Consider the following 18,136-nt stretch of genomic DNA (forward strand, 5'->3'; position numbering starts at 1 on the left):
ATTGGTTTTGCTTATAGTTAGAGCATGCAGCCGATCCCGGAACCGAATCTGCGTCACCTGTACGCGCTGGTGGTGGTGCACCAGGCCGGAAGCATCAGCGCGGCGGCGCCGCGGGTGAATCTGTCGCAGCCGGCGCTGACCCAGGCGGTGGCGCGATTGGAGCAGCAACTGGGCGTGCGCCTGTTCGACCGGCACCCAGGGGGCATGTCGGCCACCGAGGCTGCCGGGTTGCTGGTGCCGCGTATCGAGCGGGTGCTGGCGCATCTGGCTCGGGGGATCGGGGTCGCGCGGCGTGCGCTGCGCCTGCCGGCGCGCCCGGGCCTGGAGCGGCGGGTGTCGCTGGGCCAGCTGCAGGCCTTGGTGGCGGTGGATGTGGCAGGCAGTTACGCGTTGGCGGCGGTGCGCGCCGGCGTTTCGCAGCCGGCGATCTATCGCGCGGTGCAAGCGCTGGCCGATGTGATCGAAGTGCCGCTGACGGTACGCCGCGGCAAGACCATGCAGCCCACGCCGGTGGCGCTGCGGCTGCTGCGGCAGGTGCGGCTGGCGCTGGCCGAGTTGCGCGCCGGGCTGGACGAGGTGGCCGCGTTGCGTTCCCAGCACGCCGGGCGCCTCACCCTGGGGGTGATGCCGCTGGCGCGCGCCATCCTGTTGCCGCAGGTGCTGGCGCGGTTTGCGCGCGCGCATCCGGGGGCCGGCGTCCAGGTGGTCGAGGGCCCGTACGAGCAATTGCTGGCGCGTCTGCGCGAGGGCGGCCTGGATCTGTTGATCGGTGCGCTGCGCGACCCGTTGCCGGTGCGCGATGTGCTGCAGGAGCCGTTGTTCGACGACGAACCGGTGATCGTGGCGCGTAGCGGCCACCCCTTGGCCGGGCAGGGCTACGCGTTTGCGCAACTGCGCGATTACCCCTGGGTGATCGCTGCCGCCGGCACGCCGGTGCGCGCGCGCTGGGAGCAGCTGTTCGGCGACCACCAGCTGGAGCCGCCGCCGGTGCGTATCGAATGCGGCGCCGAATTGACCGTGCGTGGCCTGCTGCTGGAAGGCGACTGGTTGACCTTGATGTCGCGCGACCAGTTCCTGTTCGAGCGCCGCGCCGGCCTGCTCGAGGAAATCGGCAGCGCCGGGCCGCTGCTGCGCCGGCAGATCGGCATGACCACGCGCAGCGACTGGTATCCCACCCGGATGCAGTCGGCCTTCGTGCAGACGTTGCGGCAGGTCTGCGCCGAACGCGTGCAGCCGGCCGATGCGCAGGGCGGGCCGTTTCGTTATTGCCCCCCTGTCTATGCACCGCCGTTGCGTTTGCGCGCGGCCAAGTCAGAATCGGATTCCTGATGAAAACGGACCACTGATGCTGCCCGATTGGGTCACAGGTACCTGGCTGCTGGCGCTGGACTGGGCGATCCGCCTGGCCGCGCTGCTATGGATCCCCGCCCGCACCACGCCGGGTGCGGCGCGCAGCTGGCTGCTGTTGATCGGCTTTGTGCCAGTGGTCGGTTTGCCGCTGTACCTGTTGTTCGGCCACCCATGGTTGTCGCGGCTGCGGGTGGAGCGGCAAGCCACCGCTTCGCAGGTGATTCGCGAACAACAACTGCCCTTGCATGCGTTGCGCTGGATGCCGCAGGCAGACACCAGCAGTGCCGAAGTGGTGCCGCTGATCGAACGCGAGGGCGATTTCATGCCCACCCTGGGCAACGCGGTGGAATTGCTCGACGACTACGCGCAGTCGTTGCAGGCCCTGATCGCGGCGATCGACGCGGCCGACAAACGTGTGCACCTGCTGTACTACCTGATGTTCGACGATGCGGTGGGCGAGGCGGTGGTGGCGGCGCTGGAACGCGCCAGCGCGCGCGGCGTGCGTTGCCGCGTGCTGCTGGATGCGGTGGGCGCCAAGCGCGGCCTGCGCCGTTACCGCAAGCGCCTGCAGGACGGCGGCGTGCAGGTGCTGGCGGTACTGCCGGGTGGCCTGCGCTGGCGTCGCAGCGGCCGCATGGATCTGCGCAACCATCGCAAGATTGCGGTGCTCGACAACCGGGTGGCATTTGTCGGTTCGCAGAACCTGGCCGAAGCCGGCTTCATCCATGGCGTGCCCAATCGCGAATTGGTGGCACGCGTGCGCGGGCCGGTGGTCAATCATCTGGAAGCGGTCTTCGCCAGCGACTGGTTCACCGAAACCGGAGAGCGGCTGGATGTGTGGCCCGATGCACCGGTGTGCGAGGCCAATATCGCGACGCAGTTGCTGCCCAGCGGGCCGGCGTACCCGTTCGAAAATGCGCGCGATGCGATCAATGCGGTGATCCATCTGGCGCGGCGCAAGGTGGTGCTGGTCACGCCGTACTTCGTGCCCGACGAAGCCTTGCTGAGCGCATTGCGCATCGCCGCCGTCTCGGGCGTGGACGTGCAACTGATCCTGTCCGAGCACAACAACCAACGCCTGGCCGCGTGGGCGCAGGAAGCCTATTTCGAAGAACTGCTGCGTTGCGGGGTGAAGATTTCGCTGTATCGCCCGCACTTTCTGCACGCCAAGCACCTGAGCATGGATGAAGACATCGCGCTGGTGGGCTCGATCAATCTGGACATCCGCTCGTTCGCGCTCAACGCCGAGATCGGCATGCTCTGCTACGACACCGGGGTGGTGCAGCGGTTGCGTGAGATCGAGCAGGATTATCTGGCCAACGCGCGGCAATTGACGTTGGAACAGTGGCGTCGCCGCCCGGCCTGGCGCCGCAGTCGCGAGGGCATTGCGCGGCTGGCCGACGCGTTGATGTAGGGCGCCTGGGTCAATCCAGGCGCATGACCTGAAAGACGTTGCCCTCCGGGTCGCGGCCGTCGTACATCTGGTACGCAAAGCCGGGGTAACGTTTGAGCTCGCCCACATGCACGCCTGCGTGCTGCAGTTGCGCACGATGCGCGACCAGATCGCTGGTCATCGCAAACACCAGTTTGGTGGTCGCGTGTGTCGCATCCGCGACAGGAGCCGGCGCATGCGTCGATGGCCGCTGCCGGTAGGCTTGGCCCACCCGGTGCAGCGCCAGCTCGATGCCGCCAGCTGCGAGCACCACCCACTCGTCGGCAATTTCCTCGGTGACCGGGAGCGCGAAGTGGGTCTGGTAGAACGCCTTGATTGCCGCCACATCGTGGACGTAGAGGATGAGCCTGACCAGGGTGATGGACATGTTGCAGATTCCCCAAGGGCGCGTGCCGATGCTGATCAACCAATCGTAAGCGCCTGGCATGCAGTGCGTGTGGGAGGCGTTGACACACACCGCGCTGGTGATGCCGTGAAGACAATCACTGCCGGCGACGGCCTGCGGGTATTGCGCATGCATCGCCTACAATGTCGACATGAATACACTGCGTGATCCCGGCGATGCCGTCATCGCCATCGTCGGTGGTGGCGCGTCCGGTGTGCTGGTGGCGCTGCAGCTGCTGCGCCAGGCCGCAGCGCCGTTGCAGATCGTCATGATCGAGCCGCATGCGGCGCTTGGCGAAGGCGTGGCGTATTCCACCGCGCGCGGCGAACACCTGCTCAATGTGCCGGCTGCGCGCATGAGTGCGCTGCCGGAACTGCCCCACGACTTTGTCGATTACCTGCGCGCGAACGCTTGTTGCCCCGAACTGGACGATGCGCAGTTGCCGCAGCAGTTCGTGGGGCGGCGGCACTACGCGCCGTATTTGCGCGACCGCCTGCAGGCGGCGCGTGCGCACAGCCCGGCGACGCTGCGCGTCCACCCCGCACGCGTGCAGGCGCTGCAGCCCAATGCCGGTGGCGCACTGTTGCAGCTGGGCGATGGACAGGTGCTGCAGGCGAGCGTGGTGGTCTTGGCAGTGGGCAATGCGCTGCGACCGCTGCCGCTGCGGGGTGCCACCGGGCTGTCGCACGCGCAGCGTGTCGAAGCCTGGGAGACCGAGGCGGTGGCAGCGCTGCCACCGGACGCGGCCGTGTGCATCGTCGGTTCGGGCTTGAGCATGGCCGATACCGTGATGACGCTGGCAGCGCAGGCGCATCGGGCAAGCGTGCACGTGGTGTCGCGGCATGGACTGCTGCCGTTACCGCAGGCGCACGGCGGCGTGGCGCTGTTCGATCCACAGCCGCTGCTGACCATGCCGCTGCGCGCACGCATGCGCACACTGCGCCAGCACGCGCGTGCCGCCGCCGCGCAGGGCCTGCCGTGGCAGAGCGTGATGGAGCGCATCCGGCCGTTGAGCCAGGCGCTGTGGCAGACGCTGTCGGTTGCCGACCAGCGCCGTTTTCTGCGGCATGTGGTGCGCTACTGGGACGTGCATCGGCATCGCATCGCCGCAACGGTGCATGCGCAGCTGCAGGCCATGCAGGCAAGCGGGCAGCTGCAGGTGCATCGCGCACGGCTGGACGTGGCCTTCGAGGTGGGTGCTTGCGTGCGCGTGAGCGCCGGGTCCGCCAGCGCCGGACATGCCTTGCAGCTGGATGTGCAGACCCTGGTCAATGCCACCGGCGTGGAAATGCGGGTGCAGGCGATGCGCAACCGGCTGCTGCAGCAATTATTGGGGCAGGGCATTGCAGTGGCCGGTCCACACGGGATCGGCGTGGACACCGGCCCCGATGGCAGCCTGATCGATGCCGATGGACGTACGCAGCCGCAGTTGCGGGTGATCGGCAGCCTGCGTATCGGAACGCTGTGGGAAAGCCTGGCGGTACCGGAGTTGCGCGAGCAGGCTGCGGCGATTGCGCGGGATGTGCTGGTGCTGCTGGGGCGGTGATGGGCGTTGTTCCCTTCTCCCGCTGGGAGAAGGTGGCGCGAAGCGCCGGATGAGGGTGCGAGCGAAGCCTCGTGTTACCCATCACTCGTAGTGGCTTCGCCCCGTACCCTCACCCCAATCCCCGCTCCGCGCCCAGCCCGCGCCAGCGGCGCGGCCGCTCAAAGGCACGCGCGCCTTCGGCACGTAAGCCGTGCCTTCTCTCCCCGAGGGGAGATGGGCGAGTGCAGTCCCTGCTCGATGCTGACATGTCCAGGAAGGCCCTCTTCCCAAACCGCTTCATCGCAATCTCAGCCGCAGCGACGCCACAACCGGTAAAATGCGCCGGTGGATGTCTCTCATTTGCTCGATCATTTAAACCCCGCCCAGCGCGAGGCCGTTTCTGCGCCGCCGGGGCATTACCTCGTGCTGGCCGGCGCCGGCTCCGGCAAGACGCGCGTGCTGATCCATCGCATCGCCTGGCTCAACGAAGTCCAGGGCGTGCCCAACCACGGCATCTTTGCGGTGACCTTCACCAACAAGGCGGCCGGCGAAATGCGTCACCGCACCGACCTGCAGCTGCGCAATGGCAGCCGCGGGATGTGGATCGGTACATTTCACGGGCTGGCCCATCGCCTGTTGCGTCTGCATTGGCAGGACGCGCGGTTGCCGGAAGGCTTCCAGGTCATGGACAGCGACGACCAGTTGCGGTTGGTCAAGCGCGTGGTGCAGGCGCTGGAGCTGGACGAGAGCAAGTATCCGCCCAAGCAGATGAGCTGGTGGATCAACGAGCAGAAGGATGAGGGCCGCCGTCCGCACCATATCCAGCCCGAGCCCAACGACGATTGGACCGAAGTGCGCCGGCAGGTGTATGCGGCTTATCAGGAACGCTGCGACCGCTCCGGGCTGCTGGATTTCGCCGAGTTGCTGCTGCGCGCGCACGAACTGCTGCGCGACACCCCGGCCTTGCTGGCGCATTACCGTGCGCGCTTCCGCGAGATTCTGGTCGACGAGTTCCAGGACACCAACGCCATCCAGTACGCCTTCGTGCGCGTGCTGGCCGGCGAATCGGGCAATGTATTCGTGGTGGGTGACGACGACCAAGCCATCTACGGCTGGCGCGGTGCCAAGGTCGAGAATGTCCAGCGTTTTCTCAAAGATTTCCCCGGCGCGCAGACCGTGCGGCTGGAGCAGAACTACCGCTCCAGCGCCAATATCCTGGGCGCGGCCAATGCGGTGATCGCGCACAATCCGGACCGCATCGGCAAGCAGCTGTGGACCGATTCCGGCGATGGCGATCCGATCGATCTGTATGCGGCCTACAACGAAGTGGACGAGGCGCGTTATGTGGTCGAGCGTGCACGGCAGTGGGTGCGCGACGGCGGTAGTTATGGCGAAGTAGCGGTGCTCTACCGCAGCAATGCGCAATCGCGCGCGCTGGAAGAAGCGCTGATTTCCGAGCAGTTGCCGTACCGCGTGTATGGCGGTATGCGCTTCTTCGAACGTGCCGAAATCAAGGACGCGTTGGCTTATTTGCGCCTGCTCACCAACCGCAGCGACGACGCGGCCTTCGAACGCGCGGTCAACACGCCCACGCGTGGCATTGGCGACCGGACGCTGGATGAGGTGCGCCGGCTGGCGCGTGCCAGTGCGCTGTCGTTGTGGGAAGCGGCCATGTTGTGCACGCAGCAGAACACGCTGGCCGCACGCGCACGCAATGCCCTGGCCAGCTTCCTCAGCCTGATCGGCCAGCTGCATGCCGAAACCGGACAGATGGAACTGGCCGAACGCATCGACCATGTGCTGATGCGCTCGGGTCTGCGCGAGCATTGGGCCAAGGAAAGCCGTGGCGGGCTGGATTCGGAATCGCGTACCGAGAACCTGGACGAACTGGTGTCGGTCGCCTCGCGCTTCACCCGCCCCGATGACGAAGACAGCCAGGGCATGACCGAGCTGGTCGCCTTCCTGGCCTATGCCTCGCTGGAGGCCGGCGAAGGCCAGGCCCAGGCTGGCGAGGAAGGCGTGCAGCTGATGACGCTGCATTCGGCCAAGGGCCTGGAGTTCCCCATCGTGTTCCTGGTCGGTCTGGAAGACGGCCTGTTCCCCAGCGCGCGCTCGTTGGAAGAGAGCGGGCGGCTGGAAGAGGAGCGTCGCCTGGCGTACGTGGGCATCACCCGCGCGCGGCAGAAGCTGGTGCTGTGCTACGCCGAATCACGCCGCATCCACGGCCAGGACAACTACAACGTGCCCTCGCGCTTTCTGCGCGAGATTCCGCGCGACCTGCTCAACGAAGTACGCCCCAAGGTGCAGGTTTCGCGCACTGCATCGCTGGGCGCGGCGCGCGGCGGCCCGGTGCATGGCATCGTGGAGACCGCGCCGATCAAGCTCGGCGCCAATGTCGAACACCCCAAGTTCGGCGGCGGCGTGGTAGTCGATTACGAAGGCGCTGGCGCGCATGCGCGCGTGCAGGTGCAGTTCGACGAGGTCGGCGCCAAGTGGCTGGTGATGGCCTACGCCAATCTGACTGTGGTGTAGGCGGCTCGGCACTCGTCAGCGATTGCGCGTTGTTCAGCAGGCGAGGGCGTCGTGCCGTTGCATTGTGCGTGCAGCAAGCAGAGCCGGCCGCTGCTGCACCTCATACGTCGAGCGAGATCGCATGACCATCTGTGACAGATGATCGATGGATGAAGCGTTGCCTCCGCTGCGCTGTTGCGCGCCTACATTTCCCAGCTGAAGCTTGAGTTGATCTGCTTGCCGTTCACGGCCAGTGTCGACTTGTTGGCGAGCACGACCAGGGTAAAGGGCGGCACGCGCGTGTCGTCGCCTGTGTAAATCAGGCGCAGGATTCTGCGTTTGGTATCGAACGTCGTGACCTGGAAATTGCCTTGCAACCAGATGCCCGCGCTGTCGCCAGGTGCATTGAAACGAAGACTGGCGATCACTGGTCGGGTGTCGTGCCCGATTTCGAACAGGATGGAGTAGCCACTCTCTTCAAAAGAAAGTGAGGTGGTTGCGTGTGCAGGTGTGCTGAGGCATGCCCACAGCAAGAACGCAACGCAGGCTGCTACAAATCGTGTCATGACGTCATCCTTGAACGTGGTCGCACCGGAAGGGCACGGCCTGGAGTATCGATGCTGGCGCCGCGGCATTGCAACGGATGCGACAAGCGGTGGAATGGCGACACAGTCACCTCGCGGGTGAGACCGGTGCTCGAACTCCCATTGGCGGTTTCCGGTGGTGAGCGCGCCAATCGCTTTGGCGAATAGGCAGATCGCGAGGTTCTATAAGCCACTTTGAGCCGGCAATCGGGGCTATTGGTGCATCGCTCGATGCGTAGCGCGCTGCATCCATGCCACCCTGTCAGCAGTTCATTGCACAGGTACCCGGCGGCATGCAAACCGAAAAACAGAAGATGCTGGCAGGCGAGCTCTACAACGCCACCGATGCGCAACTGCAGGCCGATCAAGCGGCGGCGGCGGCGTGGATGGAGCGCTACAACGCCACTGGCGCGCAGCCATCCACACAGCGGCATGCATTGCTGGTCGAGCGGCTCGCCGAGGTGGGTGCCGGTGCGGTGATCCGGCCGCCATTTCATTGCGATTACGGCTACAACATCCATCTGGGCGCGGGCGTGTTCCTCAATTTCAATTGCGTGATTCTGGATATCTGTCAGGTGCATATCGGCGAAGGCACGCAGGTGGGGCCCGCCGTGCAGTTCTACGCTGCCGATCATCCGCGCGATGCGGCCGGACGCGCCAGCGGGCTGGAGTTCGGACGGCCGATTCGCGTCGGGCGCAATGTGTGGATCGGTGGCGGGGCGATCATCCTGCCGGGCGTCAGCATCGGCGACGACGCAGTGATCGGTGCCGGTGCGGTGGTCACGCGCGATGTGCCGGCCGGCGCGACCGCCGTGGGCAATCCGGCGCGCGTGCGCGTACCCCGGGGTGCTGCCGATGAAGCGCCCACCGACTGAAGGCAACCAAGAAGCGCCGCGACCGAAGCTGTCAGGCGGACGTGGCCGCTGCGCAATGCAGCTCATACGCAAACAGGGCAGTTTTGAGCGCGTTACTGGCGCCGAGGTGATGGTTGCTCGTCAGCCAGATGAGCGGCTTGAAGCGCTACAGTCCGTGACGTGCAAGATTGATTTGTATCAAGGTCTGCGTTGTTGAGTGCTGTCAATCTCAAATCGCCGGCGCCGCTGCCGGTCCATCCGGGAGGTCATCATGTACAAACGAATCCTGATCGCCATTGATGCGTCCGAGCTGTCGCATCGCGGCCTGTTTCAAGGCCTGGAGCTGGCCAAGGCGACCGGTGCGAAAGTGGATATCGTCACCGTGTCCGAGCCGTGGGCGATGGGCATGTACGACGCAATGGGCTGGAGCGTGGGCTACGAGGCCAGCCCCGAATACCGCAAAGAGCGCGAAGCGGCCGCCGAAAAGATCCTGCGCCCGGCGCTGGAGTTGGCCGCCGCTGCCAACATCAAGGCCACGCCGCGGCATGTGCTGGATCGTTTCGCGGCCGAGGGCATCGTGCAGACCGCCAAGGACTGCAACAGCGATCTGATCATCATGACCTCGCACGGCCGCCGCGGGATGCAGCGCATGCTGCTCGGCAGCCAGACGGTGGAAGTGCTGACCCACAGTGCGATTCCGGTACTGGTCATTCGCTGATGCCGATGCCAGTGCCTTGCCTCACCTGGGCGCGTACCTGGGCGCGATGTGGCGCCCAGGTCATGCACCTCGTGCCCAGGCGCGCTCCTACGCAACTCAAGGTACTTCGCTCTCCATCGGCTCCAGTTGTGCCGCAAAGCGCCGGACCGGTCGGGCGAGCCGGCGCAGTGCTTCGGTATGCACCAGCGGAGAGCCGTGCGTGGGTGTGGCCGCGCCGCTACGCATGGATGCGTACTCGGGTTGTACGTGCTGGCTCAGTTCGCGCATGAAGCGCCACATCGGCACGTAGTGACCACGCCGTGGCGCAGGAAGATGCGGCGCAGCGCGGCACTGGCGACGCCACTGCATGGGCGGCATACCGAAGCGCTGCTGAAACGCGCGCTGAAACTGACGCTCGGACGCAAAGCCCATTTCGTAGAGCAACCAGGTCAGGCTGCAGTCCGGATAGGCCTGCAGGTAGCGGTGCGCGGTGCTTAGCCGCTGCTCGCGGATATAGCTGGCCACGCCGCCGCGCGACTGGAACAGGCGGTACAGCGATGCGCGCGATAACGCGAACGCGTGCTGCAACGACTCGGTGCCCAACTCCGCCTCGCCGATGTGCTGCTCGATATACGCCAGCAGGTCGATCATCAGCGGCGTGTGTGCCTCCCCGGCCGTGGATACGTGCGGAACGATGGCGCTGTAGTAACCGGTGCTGCTCATGCGGATGCTGCCTGCGGCCCACTCCCCGGGGCCTGTCCCCTGGTCAACCGAGAAAAGCAGCGCCAACCCATCACGCCTCTTTCACAAAGTCGGCGCTGGATCACGCATCGGTGCCTGCCTGCGCACGATCGCGGCGATTGAGACGATTTGTCGGGTGAGCCCACGGGCGCATTTCTATCCTCGCCGCAGCGCTGAGGAAGCGTCATCGCACGGCCCGCCGCTTCGGTCCGCGTGGTGCGCGGCGGTTGCGGGCTAGCCCGCGGCAGCGGCGTCGCACGCAGGCTGCAGGCATTCCGCCGGGCCGGCGACATCCAAGCCACATGGCAGCGCACGTGCACCGCACGCTGGCGCAACGGGCAAGCTCAATCGGAGATCAGGCATGGCCAGCAGTCAGAAGTTCATTGCCCGCAATCGGGCGCCACGGGTGCAGATCGAATACGACGTGGAGGTCTACGGCGCGCAGAAGAAGGTGCAGATTCCGTTCGTGATGGGGGTGATGTCCGATCTGTCCGGCGCCAATGCCGGTGAGCTGCCCTCGCTGGATGAGCGCAAGGCACTGGAGATCGACGTCGACAACTTCGACAGCCGCCTGCAGTCGATGCGGCCGCGCGCGCAGTTCAAGGTGCCCAACACGCTCACCGGCGAAGGCGAGCTGGCGGTGGATATCACCTTCGAAAGCATGGACGACTTTTCGCCGGCCGCCATCGCGCGCAAGGTTGCGCCGCTGGCGAAGTTGCTGGAAGCGCGCACGCAGCTGGCCAACCTGGACACCTACATGGACGGCAAGGCCGGTGCAGAGCAGCTGATTGCCAACGCCATCCGCGACCCGGCGTTGCTGCAGTCGCTGGTGTCGGCCGCCAAGCCTGCCTCCGAACCGGAAGGAGCCTGACGCCATGTCCGCGACCGAAGCCGCACTGGCCACCAGTAGCACCGAAACAACCGAACAGGGCGACTTTGCCGCGCTGCTCAATCGCGAGTTCCGCCCCAAGAGCGAACGCGCCAAGGAAGAAGTGGAATCGGCCGTGCGCACGCTGGCCGAGCAGGTGCTCAACCGCAGCGATGTGGTCAGCGAAGACGTGTCGCAGACCATCAAGGCCTATATCGCCGAGATCGATCGTGCCCTCACCGAGCAGCTCAACCAGATCCTGCATCACGCCGATCTGCAGCAGCTCGAAGGCGCCTGGCGCGGCCTGCATTACCTGGTCAACAACACCGAGACCGACCAGCAGCTCAAGATCCGCGTGCTGAACATCAGCAAGAAGGAACTGGGCAAGGTGCTCAAGCGCTACAAGGGCACCGCCTGGGACCAGAGCCCCATCTTCAAGAAGGTCTACGAGCAGGAATACGGCCAGCTCGGTGGCGAACCGTATGGCTGCCTGGTCGGCGATTACTACTTCGACCAGAGCCCGCCGGATGTGGAACTGCTCAACGGCATCGCGCAGGTGGCTGCTGCCGCGCATGCACCGTTCATCGCCGCGGCCGCGCCCAAGTTGATGGGCATGGACAACTGGAGCGAGCTCTCCAACCCGCGCGACCTGGCGAAGATTTTTTCCACGCCCGATTACGCCGCATGGCGCTCGCTGCGCGAATCGGAGGATTCCAAGTACATCGGTCTGGCGATGCCGCGCACGCTGTCGCGTCTGCCTTACGGTGCGGCCACCAGCCCGGTGGATGAATTCGATTTCGAAGAAGACACTGCCGGCGCTGACTCGTCCAAGTACACCTGGCAGAACGCTGCCTATGCGATGGCGGTGAACATCAATCGCTCGTTCAAGCAGTACGGCTGGTGCTCGCGCATTCGCGGTATCGAATCCGGCGGCGCAGTGGAAGGCTTGCCCACCCACACCTTTCCCACCGACGACGGTGGCGTGGACATGAAGTGCCCGACCGAAGTGGCAATCACCGACCGCCGCTCTGCCGAATTGGACAAGATGGGTCTGATGCCGCTGGTGCATCGCAAGAACTCGGACATGGCCGCCTTCATCAGCGCGCAGTCGCTCAACAAGCCCGACGAATACGACGACCCGGATGCCACCGCCAACGCAGCGTTGGGCGCGCGCCTGCCCTACATGTTCGCGTGCTGCCGCTTTGCGCATTACCTCAAGTGCATCGTGCGCGACAAGATCGGTTCGTTCTCCGATCGCGAACAGATGCAGAGCTGGCTGACGCGTTGGGTCACCCAGTACATCGACGGCGACCCGTCCAACTCAAGCGAAGAAACCAAGGCGCGCAAGCCGCTGGCTGCCGCCGAGGTGGTGGTGGAAGAAGTGGAAGGCGCGCCGGGCTATTACAGCTCCAAGTTCTTCCTCAAGCCGCATTACCAGCTGGAGGGCCTGACCGTGTCGTTGCGGTTGGTCTCGCGCCTTCCCTCGGCCGCCAAGGCCTGATCCGACGCATTCGCGTCACGGGCACGACGCGAATGCGCGTCGCGCCACCTCGTGTTGTCACTCTCATTGAAGGAGCAGTTCCATGGCGTTCGACATGCACATCAAGTTCGGCAGCGGCAAGGTCAAGATCGAAGGCGCGTCCAACCACAAGAAGCACAAGGGCGAAATTCCGATCCTGGCCTGGTCGTGGGGCGCGAGCAATTCCGGCGACCTGCACACCGGTGGCGGCTCGGCCAGCGGTGGCAAGGCGCATATCCAGGACATCTCCATCACCAAATACGTGGATGGTTGCTCCAACGCATTGCTCGATGCGGTATGCACCGGGGCGCGTGTGGAAAACGCCTGGCTGTATGTCACCAACGCCACTGGCGAGCAGAGCGACTTTCTCACCCTGGAATTGAGCGAAGGCGTGCTGATTACCTCGTTGTCGACCGGCGGTTCCGGCGGCGAAGACCGCCTGACCGAAAACGTGACGCTGCACTTCGGCAAGTTCAAGTACGGCTTCCAGCCGCAGGACGACAAGGGTGCCGCCCAGGGTGGCGCGAAGGAATTCACCTACGACATCCAGGGTGTGGCCAAGGCCTAACACGAACGCAGGCAACCACGACGCCTTCGCCACGCAGGAGAGTTTGGCGAGGCAGTGCGGCATGCAGCACGCGTGTAGACGCGCGCGCTGCGCCGCCCCAGCCGCCCAGCGGATGTTGGCGCTGTGACGTTGGCTGCCTCCGATGGCGGCAATGCAATGACGGGCGGTGCCGCGCACGGCACCGCCACCTTCTTCGATAAGGAACCACGCGATGGATGCCACCGCACAGACCCTGCTTGCCCAAGGCGAGCCGGCGCAGGCGTTGCAGCAACTGATCCAGCAGGTGCGCCGGCAACCGGCCGATGCAGCGCAGCGCGTGTTCCTGTTTCAGTTGCTGGCCGTCCTCGGGCAGTGGTCGCGCGCCGCAGATCAGCTGCGCGCCTGCGCTGAACTGGATGCCGCCACGCTGCCCTTGGTGCAGACGTACCTTGCAGTGCTGCAGGGCGAACAGACGCGCGCCGAGGTGTTTGCCGGCACGCGGCTACCGCATGTGATTGGCGAACCGGCCGAGTGGCTGGCAATGCATCTGCAGGCGCTGCAACTGGCGGCGCAGGGCCATGGCGAACAAGCTGCGGCGTTGCGGGCGCAGGCCTTCGAACGGGCACCCACCAGTGCCGGCGTGCTCGATGGCGAACGCTTCCAGTGGCTTGCAGATGCCGATACCCGTTCGGACCCTGCATCGAGCTCATGCTCGACAGCGGCTATGCCTGGGCCCCGCTCAGTCAGATCCAGCAGCTGCGCATGCAAGCGCCGCTGGATCTGCGCGACACCGTGTGGGCGCCGGTGAGCGTGCTATGGCGCAACGGCGGCCAGGCCTTCGGCTACCTGCCGGTGCGTTACCCCGGCAGCGAGCACCTGGATGCCGGCGAGCTGCAACTGGCGCGCCGCACCGAATGGACCCACGGCACGCAGGGCGAAATCGGCCTGGGCCAGCGCATGTGGAGCACGGAGTCGCACGAGATTGCGCTGCTCGATGTGCGTGACGTGCAGTTCGACGCGGGCTGACACGCCATGGCCGAACTCACCACCACCGAACGCTTGCAGCCTTCGCTACTGGACCGGCTCACCGATGCCGCGCCCAGCCAGCGCGAAGAGAGCCGCGAGCAACGCGTGATCTCGGCCACGCGCCTGCGCGAATGCGTGATCCGCGATCTTTCGTGGTTGCTCAATGCCGTAAATCTGGAAACCAGCCGCCCGCTGGAAGCGCACCCGCAGGTGCGCAGCTCGGTGCTGAATTACGGCATCCCGGACCTGGCCGGTGTTGCAGTGGCCGGCATCGATGCGGCAGCGCTGCAACAGCGCATCCGCGAGGCGATTCTGGCCTTCGAACCGCGGCTGATACCCGAGACGCTGCGCGTCAGTGTGCATGCCGATGCCGCACGCATGGACCGGCGCTCGCTGCTGTTCACCATCGAATCGGAGATGTGGGCGCAACCGCTGCCGTTGAATCTGTATCTGAAGACCGCGCTGGACCTGGAAACCGGGCGGCTCGATGTCGTCGAAGGGCACGGCTGACGCCATGGACCCGCGCCTGCTGCCGTACTACACCCGCGAATTGCAGCACGTGCGCGACATGGGCGCCGAGTTCGCGCGCGAGTATCCCAAGATCGCCGGGCGGCTCGGTCTGGACGCGTTCGAATGTGCCGACCCGTATGTCGAGCGGTTGCTGGAAGGCTTCGCGTTCCTGGCCGCGCGCGTGCAACTCAAGCTGGACGCGCAATACCCGGTGTTCACCCAGCACCTGCTGGAGATGGTCTACCCGCATTATCTGGCACCGTTGCCGTCGATGGCGGTGGTGCAGTTGCAGCCGGATCTGAAAGACAGCGGGCTGGCAGCAGGCGTGGTGGTGCCGCGGCAAAGCGCGCTGCGCAGCCTGGTCGGCCCGGGCGAGCGCACCGCCTGCGAATTTCGCACCGCGCATGCAGTGAGCTTGTGGCCGCTGCAGCTGGCCGAGGCCAAGTATCTTGAATCGCCGGCCGCGTTGGCGGCTGCCGGCATCGCCTTGCCGGCCGGGCGCGTGGTGCGTGCCGGCGTGCGGCTGCGCTTTGAGCTGGTAGGTGGCGTGCAGACGCACGCGCTGGCGCTGGATCAGCTGCCGCTGTTCCTGGCCGGCGCCGACGGCTTGCCCAAGCGGTTGTACGAGCAGCTGCATGCCGATACCACCGCCGTGGTGGTGCGTGGCAGCGATGCCAGCGGTGGCACGCTGGAGACGACGCTGGGCGCCGATGCCGTGCAGATGCGCGGCTTTGCCGACGACGATGCATTGATTCCCTACGACGGCCGTTCGTTCAGTGGCTACCGCCTGCTGCAGGAATACTTCGCCTGTCCGGAGCGCTTTCTGTTCGCAGAACTCACCGGGCTACGCGCGCCATTGCGGCGGTTGCACGGCAGCAGCTTCGAGGTGGTGGTGTTGCTGCAACGCAGCCTGCCGAGCCTGGCTGCGGCAGTGGGCGCCGAGCATTTCAAATTGTTCTGCACCCCGGCAATCAATCTGTTCCCACGGCGTGCCGATCGCATCCATCTGCACGCCGGCCTGCACGAATACCACGTGCTGGCCGACCGCACCCGGCCGATGGATTTCGAGATCCATCATTTGGGCGAAGTGGAAGGCTTCGGCGATCGTCAGGAGCCGGAGCAACGCTTCGCGCCGTTCTATGGTGGCGACGCACGCACCTGGCATGCCCGGCATGGCGCGTTCTACAGCATGCGCCGCGAGCCGCGCATGCTATCGGCCCGCCAGCGCCGCGATGGCGCGCGGTCGAGTTATGTGGGCAGCGAAGTGTTCGTCAGCCTGGTCGATGCCGACGATCAGCCGCACAGAACGCGCCTGCGCCAGCTTGGGCTGCAACTGTGGTGCAGCAACCGCGATCTGCCGCTGCATATGCCGGTAGGCAAGGGCACCACCGATTTCACCATGGACAGCGGCGTGCCGGTCCAGAGCGTGCGCTGCGTGGCCGGGCCGACCAAGCCGCGCCCGGCGTTGTCGGATGGGCAGACTGCGTGGCGCCTGCTCAGCCAATTGCAGCTCAATTATCTCTCGCTCTTCGAAGACGGCCCCGACGGCGCCGCTGCGCTACGCGAGATCCTCACCTTGTACTGCGACCCGTTCGACGCATCCGCGCAGCGGCAGATCGAAGGCGTCAAGCAGGTGAGCGGCACACCGATCGTGCGGCGCATCCCGGTGCCTGGCCCGATCACCTTCGGCCGCGGCCTGGAGATCACGTTGACCTGCGAGGACGCCGCCTTCGAAGGCACCGGCGCCTTCCTGCTGGCCTCGGTGCTGCGGCACTTCTTCGCGCGCTATGTCTCGGTGAATTCCTTCACCGAAACCGTGCTGCGCACCACCGAACGCAACGAGGTGGCCCGATGGCCAGCCCAGCCCGGCACGCGCCCACGCCTGTGAGCGCCGCGGCTGCGGCGCTGGCCCAGGCGATGCAGACCCGGCCACAGGATTTCAGCCCGTTCGCTGCCTTGCGCGCGATCGAGCGCTGCCATCCGCTGCAGCCACGCCTGGGTGAATCGACGCGCGCCAGCGACGATGTGCTGCGGCTGCGGCATGCGCCATCACTGGCATTCGCACCCCATGCGCTGCACCGCTACACACCGGCAACGCACGATCAGCCTGCCGCGCTGTACGGTCTGTTTTTAGGCCTGTTCGGTCCCAATGCACCATTGCCCTTGCACCTGACCGAATACGCCATCGAGCGTGCGCAGCAAGCCAAGGACGGCACCTTTGCCGCATTTGCCGATGTGTTCCACCACCGCATGCTGAGCCTGTTCTACCGCGCCTGGGCGCAGGCACAGCCCAGCGTGCAGGCCGAGCGCCCGGCGAGCGACCAGTTCCGTGCCTGGCTGGATGCACTGGTCGGCATCGCCAGCCCGCATCTGCGCGACCGCGACGCGTTGCCAGACGATGCACGTCGTTACTACGCCGGCCGTCTTGGCACCGCCACGCGCACGCCGGAAGGCTTGCGTGCCCTGCTGCAGCAGTTGTTCGAATGGCCGGTGCAGGTACAGGAATTCATCGCCGAATGGATGCGCCTGCCGGCCGATGCGCACCTGCAACTTGGTCTGGGTCCGCGCAACGCGCGGCTGGGCGTGGACAGCGTGGTGGGCGCACACGTGCGTGGCGCCCAGCAAGGCGTGCGCATCTGCCTGGGGCCGCTGCCGCGCCTGGCGTTTCAACGCTTTCTTCCGGGCGGCCAGGCGCTCAGGCAACTCACCGCTGCGGTGCGCAGTTATCTGGGCGACGAATTTGGCTGGGAACTGCAGCTGTTGCTTAAGGCCGACGAGGTCCCCACGCCGCACCTGGCGCGCAATAGCCGGCTGGGCCTGGATACCTGGCTCGGCCGTCGCGCCTGGAGCATTGCCGACGCCGACGAGGTGCTGCTGCGCCCATCGGGCTGACGCACACCGCTCTACCTTTCGCTCACACGTAACGTACCGACTTCGAAGGACGCACCATGGCCGAGATCTCCCGCAGTGCCCTGTTCGGCAAGCTCAATCCGCTGGCCTACCGCGGCATCGAAAGCGCCACCGTGTTCTGCAAGCTGCGCGGCAACCCGTATGTGGAGCTGGTGCATTGGCTGCATCAGTTGCTGCAGCTGCAGGACTCGGACCTGCACCGCATCATCAAACACTTTCAGCTCAACCCCTCCACGCTGGCGCGTGATGTCACGTCGGCCCTGGACGCCTTGCCGCGCGGTTCCACTGCCGTCACCGACCTGTCGGCCAATGTCGAAGAAGCGGTGGAGCGCGGTTGGGTGTATGCCTCACTGAGTTTTGGTGAAGCGCAGGTGCGCACCGGCTATCTGGTGGTTGGCATTCTGAGCGTGCGCGGTTTGCGTAATGCATTACTGGCGATCTCCAAGGAGTTCGACAAGCTCAAGCCCGCGGTACTCAGCGAAGACTTTGCGCAGATCGTGGCCGGCTCCCCGGAAGATGGTTTGCTGCCCAGCGATGGTTTCTCACTCGGTCAGACCGCTGCACCTGGGGAGGCTAGCGGCGCCATCGCGCCGGCCGCACTGGGAAAGCAGGAAGCACTGAAGAAATTCACCACCGACCTCACCGCACAAGCACGC

At 65.7% G+C, this 18,136-nt stretch carries 15 protein-coding genes and 2 pseudogenes; 14 read left to right on the forward strand and 3 right to left on the reverse strand.

Annotated elements, in window-relative coordinates; translation table 11 throughout:
• Positions 1 to 24 precede the first annotated feature (24 nt).
• Together J7396_RS19735 and cls are read left to right on the forward strand one after the other, a co-directional pair.
• Complete coding sequence (locus J7396_RS19735; protein WP_127172433.1) at positions 25 to 1,329, forward strand: LysR substrate-binding domain-containing protein; 1,305 nt, start codon at positions 25 to 27, stop codon at positions 1,327 to 1,329.
• Positions 1,330 to 1,345: 16 nt separating this feature from the next.
• Positions 1,346 to 2,764: a cardiolipin synthase gene (gene cls / locus J7396_RS19740; protein ID WP_008572527.1), complete on the forward strand. Its 1,419-nt coding sequence runs from the start codon at positions 1,346 to 1,348 to the stop codon at positions 2,762 to 2,764.
• Between the two features lie 10 nt (positions 2,765 to 2,774).
• Here cls and J7396_RS19745 read toward each other — a convergent pair whose 3' ends face one another.
• Complete coding sequence (locus tag J7396_RS19745) at positions 2,775 to 3,170, reverse strand: VOC family protein (protein WP_011349023.1); 396 nt, start codon at positions 3,168 to 3,170, stop codon at positions 2,775 to 2,777.
• 169 nt (positions 3,171 to 3,339) lie between these two features.
• Here J7396_RS19745 and J7396_RS19750 point away from each other — a divergent pair, with 169 nt between their 5' ends.
• A complete protein-coding gene (locus tag J7396_RS19750; RefSeq protein ID WP_209261977.1) occupies positions 3,340 to 4,734 on the forward strand; it encodes an FAD/NAD(P)-binding protein in 1,395 nt (464 codons plus the stop codon).
• A gap of 324 nt (positions 4,735 to 5,058) precedes the next feature.
• Complete coding sequence (gene uvrD / locus J7396_RS19755; protein WP_014091425.1) at positions 5,059 to 7,245, forward strand: DNA helicase II; 2,187 nt, start codon at positions 5,059 to 5,061, stop codon at positions 7,243 to 7,245.
• Between the two features lie 182 nt (positions 7,246 to 7,427).
• Here the strand turns inward: uvrD and J7396_RS19760 are convergent, their stop codons facing one another.
• On the reverse strand, positions 7,428 to 7,652 hold the full coding sequence (locus tag J7396_RS19760) for a hypothetical protein (protein WP_033478655.1): 225 nt from the start codon (positions 7,650 to 7,652) through the stop codon (positions 7,428 to 7,430).
• Positions 7,653 to 8,101: 449 nt separating this feature from the next.
• On the opposite strand from J7396_RS19760, the gene J7396_RS19765 reads away from it, so the two are divergent.
• Both J7396_RS19765 and J7396_RS19770 read left to right on the forward strand, forming a co-directional pair.
• Positions 8,102 to 8,683, forward strand: a complete 582-nt coding sequence (locus J7396_RS19765; protein ID WP_008572534.1) for a sugar O-acetyltransferase — start codon at positions 8,102 to 8,104, stop codon at positions 8,681 to 8,683.
• Between the two features lie 250 nt (positions 8,684 to 8,933).
• Positions 8,934 to 9,380 (forward strand): universal stress protein, encoded by a 447-nt coding sequence (locus J7396_RS19770; protein WP_008572535.1) that lies wholly within the window; start codon positions 8,934 to 8,936, stop codon positions 9,378 to 9,380.
• A gap of 96 nt (positions 9,381 to 9,476) precedes the next feature.
• On the opposite strand, the gene tagK is transcribed toward J7396_RS19770, so the two are convergent.
• Positions 9,477 to 10,148: a transcriptional regulator TagK gene (tagK, locus tag J7396_RS19775; RefSeq protein ID WP_008572538.1), complete on the reverse strand. Its 672-nt coding sequence runs from the start codon at positions 10,146 to 10,148 to the stop codon at positions 9,477 to 9,479.
• 313 nt (positions 10,149 to 10,461) lie between these two features.
• On the opposite strand from tagK, the gene tssB reads away from it, so the two are divergent.
• The 8 genes and pseudogenes from tssB to J7396_RS19815 all read left to right on the forward strand — a co-directional run.
• Entirely contained in the window at positions 10,462 to 10,971 is a 510-nt protein-coding gene (tssB, locus tag J7396_RS19780) for a type VI secretion system contractile sheath small subunit (RefSeq protein WP_008572540.1), read from the forward strand.
• A gap of 4 nt (positions 10,972 to 10,975) precedes the next feature.
• Positions 10,976 to 12,469 (forward strand): type VI secretion system contractile sheath large subunit, encoded by a 1,494-nt coding sequence (gene tssC / locus J7396_RS19785; protein ID WP_057680777.1) that lies wholly within the window; start codon positions 10,976 to 10,978, stop codon positions 12,467 to 12,469.
• An 82-nt stretch (positions 12,470 to 12,551) separates the two neighbouring features.
• Complete coding sequence (locus tag J7396_RS19790) at positions 12,552 to 13,055, forward strand: type VI secretion system tube protein Hcp (protein WP_008572542.1); 504 nt, start codon at positions 12,552 to 12,554, stop codon at positions 13,053 to 13,055.
• Positions 13,056 to 13,266: 211 nt separating this feature from the next.
• A pseudogene (locus J7396_RS19795) lies at positions 13,267 to 14,060 on the forward strand (type VI secretion system accessory protein TagJ).
• 6 nt (positions 14,061 to 14,066) lie between these two features.
• Positions 14,067 to 14,570 carry a type VI secretion system baseplate subunit TssE gene (tssE, locus tag J7396_RS19800; RefSeq protein WP_008572544.1) on the forward strand — a complete coding sequence of 168 codons (504 nt, stop codon included), beginning with the start codon at positions 14,067 to 14,069 and terminating at the stop codon, positions 14,568 to 14,570.
• 4 nt (positions 14,571 to 14,574) lie between these two features.
• Positions 14,575 to 16,458, forward strand: a complete 1,884-nt coding sequence (tssF, locus tag J7396_RS19805) for a type VI secretion system baseplate subunit TssF (RefSeq protein WP_209261978.1) — start codon at positions 14,575 to 14,577, stop codon at positions 16,456 to 16,458.
• Complete coding sequence (gene tssG, locus J7396_RS19810) at positions 16,422 to 17,462, forward strand: type VI secretion system baseplate subunit TssG (protein WP_209261979.1); 1,041 nt, start codon at positions 16,422 to 16,424, stop codon at positions 17,460 to 17,462. Before tssF ends, tssG begins: the two co-directional genes overlap by 37 nt.
• Positions 17,463 to 17,518: 56 nt before the next feature.
• Positions 17,519 to 18,136 (forward strand): annotated as a pseudogene (locus tag J7396_RS19815) (type VI secretion system ATPase TssH); the annotation flags it as partial.

The sequence above is a fragment of the Xanthomonas sp. A1809 genome, assembly GCF_017746015.1.
Classification (GTDB): domain Bacteria; phylum Pseudomonadota; class Gammaproteobacteria; order Xanthomonadales; family Xanthomonadaceae; genus Xanthomonas; species Xanthomonas euvesicatoria.

What these genes read in the sequence shown, in the direction of transcription:
- cls (WP_008572527.1), top strand. Translation starts at nt 1,346, where the DNA reads ATGCTGCCCGATTGGGTCACAGGTACCTGGCTGCTGGCGCTGGACTGG.
- tssC (WP_057680777.1), top strand. Translation starts at nt 10,976, where the DNA reads ATGTCCGCGACCGAAGCCGCACTGGCCACCAGTAGCACCGAAACAACC.
- J7396_RS19745 (WP_011349023.1), bottom strand. Translation starts at nt 3,170, where the DNA reads ATGTCCATCACCCTGGTCAGGCTCATCCTCTACGTCCACGATGTGGCG.
- tssG (WP_209261979.1), top strand. Translation starts at nt 16,422, where the DNA reads ATGGCCAGCCCAGCCCGGCACGCGCCCACGCCTGTGAGCGCCGCGGCT.
- J7396_RS19750 (WP_209261977.1), top strand. Translation starts at nt 3,340, where the DNA reads ATGAATACACTGCGTGATCCCGGCGATGCCGTCATCGCCATCGTCGGT.
- tssB (WP_008572540.1), top strand. Translation starts at nt 10,462, where the DNA reads ATGGCCAGCAGTCAGAAGTTCATTGCCCGCAATCGGGCGCCACGGGTG.
- tssE (WP_008572544.1), top strand. Translation starts at nt 14,067, where the DNA reads ATGGCCGAACTCACCACCACCGAACGCTTGCAGCCTTCGCTACTGGAC.
- J7396_RS19735 (WP_127172433.1), top strand. Translation starts at nt 25, where the DNA reads ATGCAGCCGATCCCGGAACCGAATCTGCGTCACCTGTACGCGCTGGTG.
- J7396_RS19790 (WP_008572542.1), top strand. Translation starts at nt 12,552, where the DNA reads ATGGCGTTCGACATGCACATCAAGTTCGGCAGCGGCAAGGTCAAGATC.
- tssF (WP_209261978.1), top strand. Translation starts at nt 14,575, where the DNA reads ATGGACCCGCGCCTGCTGCCGTACTACACCCGCGAATTGCAGCACGTG.
- J7396_RS19765 (WP_008572534.1), top strand. Translation starts at nt 8,102, where the DNA reads ATGCAAACCGAAAAACAGAAGATGCTGGCAGGCGAGCTCTACAACGCC.
- J7396_RS19770 (WP_008572535.1), top strand. Translation starts at nt 8,934, where the DNA reads ATGTACAAACGAATCCTGATCGCCATTGATGCGTCCGAGCTGTCGCAT.